We start from the raw sequence: 2,177 nt of genomic DNA, 5'->3' as shown, positions 1-2,177 counted from the left end.
GGCCACGGCGGCGACCGCGAGCCCGATGAGCACCCGCCGGTCCCACAGGACCGAGAGCTCGACGCCGACGAGCCTGGCGCGGTCGCGCAGCGGGAAGCGCACGCGGCGCATCTCGGCGGTCGCCTCCATCCCGGCGTCGAGGAACGCCGGCAGGTCGGCCGCGCGCACCGGACCCCACGCCACGGCGAACCCGCTCTCCGCGCGCACACGGTGGGCGGCGACGCCGGTCGCGCCGAGTTGCGGCACCACGAGCCGCCGGTGGCTGACGACCTGCGCGAGCTGCGTATCGCGCACGCGACGGACGAGCTCGGCGGTGCCGAAGGTGCCCTTGCCGGCGGCGCACCAGACGTTCACGCCCCGCGTGTCGAGCACGAGCAGCCACGCGTCGCGGCCGGCGAGGCACGCACGCACGGCATCGAAGCTCAGCCTGTAGTTCGCGGTCACCAGCACCGGCGCCGTGTCGTCGGGCGCGCCGAGGGCGTACAGGCCCGGCTGCACGCGGAAGTCGTCGCGCCCGAGGTTCATGCGCACGCGCAGCTCGCCGAGCCGATCGGCACTTGTCAGCGCCGTCGAGACCCGCGGCACGACGCCCGCGAACGTGTCCGCCGAGCCGTCTACGTACGGCTGCGGCCCGTAGTCGTAGCTGTCGGGCGCCGCGCCGCCGCAGCAGCACGACGCCGGCCCGCACTCAGCCATCGTGCGCACCGCCCTTCCCGCAGCATCCACCCGCCGGGCCGACCGCCGGGCCGCCCTCGACGCAGCACAGCCCGCGCAGCCGCTCCGCGATCTCATCGAGAGCGCCGGGCACAGCGCGCACGTGCAGCCATCGCCCGGTCCGCCTCGTCTCGACCAGTCCCGCGTCGCGGAGCTTCGCGACGTGATGCGACACGAGAGCGTCGGACATGCCGGTCACGCCTGCGAGCTCGCACACGCACCGCTCGCCGCCATCGCCGAGCAGCGCGAGCAGCGCGAGCCGCCGCTCGTCCGCGAGCGCCTTGAGTGCCGCCAGGTCGGGTGCCGTCCGAATCTCCATGCGGGGAGTGTAGTCAAACATGCGTTTGACTGTCAAACGCGCGTTTGAACGCGTGCTCAGCGGTATCATCCCCACAGGCGGCCGACGCGAAGCAGGGAGGCCTCGTGCCGATGCCCGGAGACGCACCCACACGCCCCATCGTCAAGCTCGACGACGTCGAGCGCGTCTACAAGATGGGCGAGGTCGAGGTCCACGCCCTGCAGCACACGCACCTCGAGATCCCCCGCGGGGAGTTCGTGGCGGTGCTCGGCCCGTCGGGCTCGGGCAAGACCACGCTGCTCAACCTCATCGGCGGCATCGACTCCCCGACCTCCGGCACCGTCGTCATCGACGGCCAGGACATCGCAAAGCACAACCGGCGCCAGCTCACCTACTTCCGCCGCGAGAAGGTCGGCTTCGTCTTCCAGTTCTTCAACCTCATCCCCACGCTCACGGCCAAGGAGAATGTGCAGTTCGCGCTCGAGTTGGCCGCCCGCGACGGCGTGCCGAGCGGGCTGGACGCCGGCGAACTGCTGGACAGCGTGGGCCTCGGCGACCGCAAGGACCACTTCCCCAGCCAACTCTCCGGCGGCGAGCAGCAGCGGGTCGCCGTGGCGCGCGCGCTCGCCAAGGACCCGGTGCTCATCCTCGGCGACGAACCCACGGGCAACCTCGACTTCCGCACGGGCAAGCTCGTGCTCAAGGCACTGCGCGACGTCAACCGCGAGCAGGGCAAGACGGTCATCATCGTCACGCACAACTCGCCGATGGCCGCGGTCGCCGACCGGGTGCTGCACCTGCGGGACGGCGCGGTGACGCAGATCGACGTGAACGAGCACCCGGTCGAGCCCGAAGACGTGGTCTGGTAGCGGGGGTACGGCGCTCGTGAGGATGCTGCTGCTCAAGGCGTGGCGCGACATCATGGCCCGCAAGGGGCAGTTCCTGTCGCTCGCCGCGCTCGTCGCGATCGGCATCATGGCATACGTCACGTTCCTGACCGGCTACTACGACCTCGGCGCGTCCATCGAACGCGCGAACAGCGAGCTCAAGTTCGCCGACTTCAACACGAAAGTGCTCGGCGCGCCCGAGTCCGTCGGGCGCAGGATCGAACGCATCCCGGGAGTCGCCGCGGCCGACGCGCGCCTCGTCGTCGACACGGCGCTCG

4 protein-coding genes are annotated in these 2,177 nt (G+C 71.5%); 2 read left to right on the top strand and 2 right to left on the bottom strand.

Features of this window, described 5'->3' with window-relative positions; all coding sequences use genetic code 11:
* Together FDZ70_09575 and FDZ70_09570 are read right to left on the bottom strand one after the other, a co-directional pair.
* Positions 1-792: acetyl-CoA synthase subunit gamma (locus tag FDZ70_09575; GenBank protein TLM69738.1), on the bottom strand; the 792-nt coding region annotated here is incomplete at its 3' end.
* Positions 689-1,102, bottom strand: coding sequence for a helix-turn-helix transcriptional regulator (locus tag FDZ70_09570; GenBank protein TLM69737.1), 414 nt, complete (start codon positions 1,100-1,102; stop codon positions 689-691). The genes FDZ70_09575 and FDZ70_09570, both read right to left, overlap by 104 nt.
* A gap of 41 nt (positions 1,103-1,143) precedes the next feature.
* Here FDZ70_09570 and FDZ70_09565 point away from each other — a divergent pair, with 41 nt between their 5' ends.
* Together FDZ70_09565 and FDZ70_09560 are read left to right on the top strand one after the other, a co-directional pair.
* Positions 1,144-1,881, top strand: coding sequence for an ABC transporter ATP-binding protein (locus tag FDZ70_09565; protein TLM69739.1), 738 nt, complete (start codon positions 1,144-1,146; stop codon positions 1,879-1,881).
* Positions 1,882-1,897: 16 nt separating this feature from the next.
* Positions 1,898-2,177: ABC transporter permease (locus FDZ70_09560; GenBank protein ID TLM69736.1), on the top strand; the 280-nt coding region annotated here is incomplete at its 3' end.

The organism is Actinomycetota bacterium, assembly GCA_005774595.1.
Lineage (GTDB): Bacteria > Actinomycetota > Coriobacteriia > Anaerosomatales > D1FN1-002 > D1FN1-002.
This window is presented reverse-complemented; position numbering and strand designations above follow the sequence as displayed.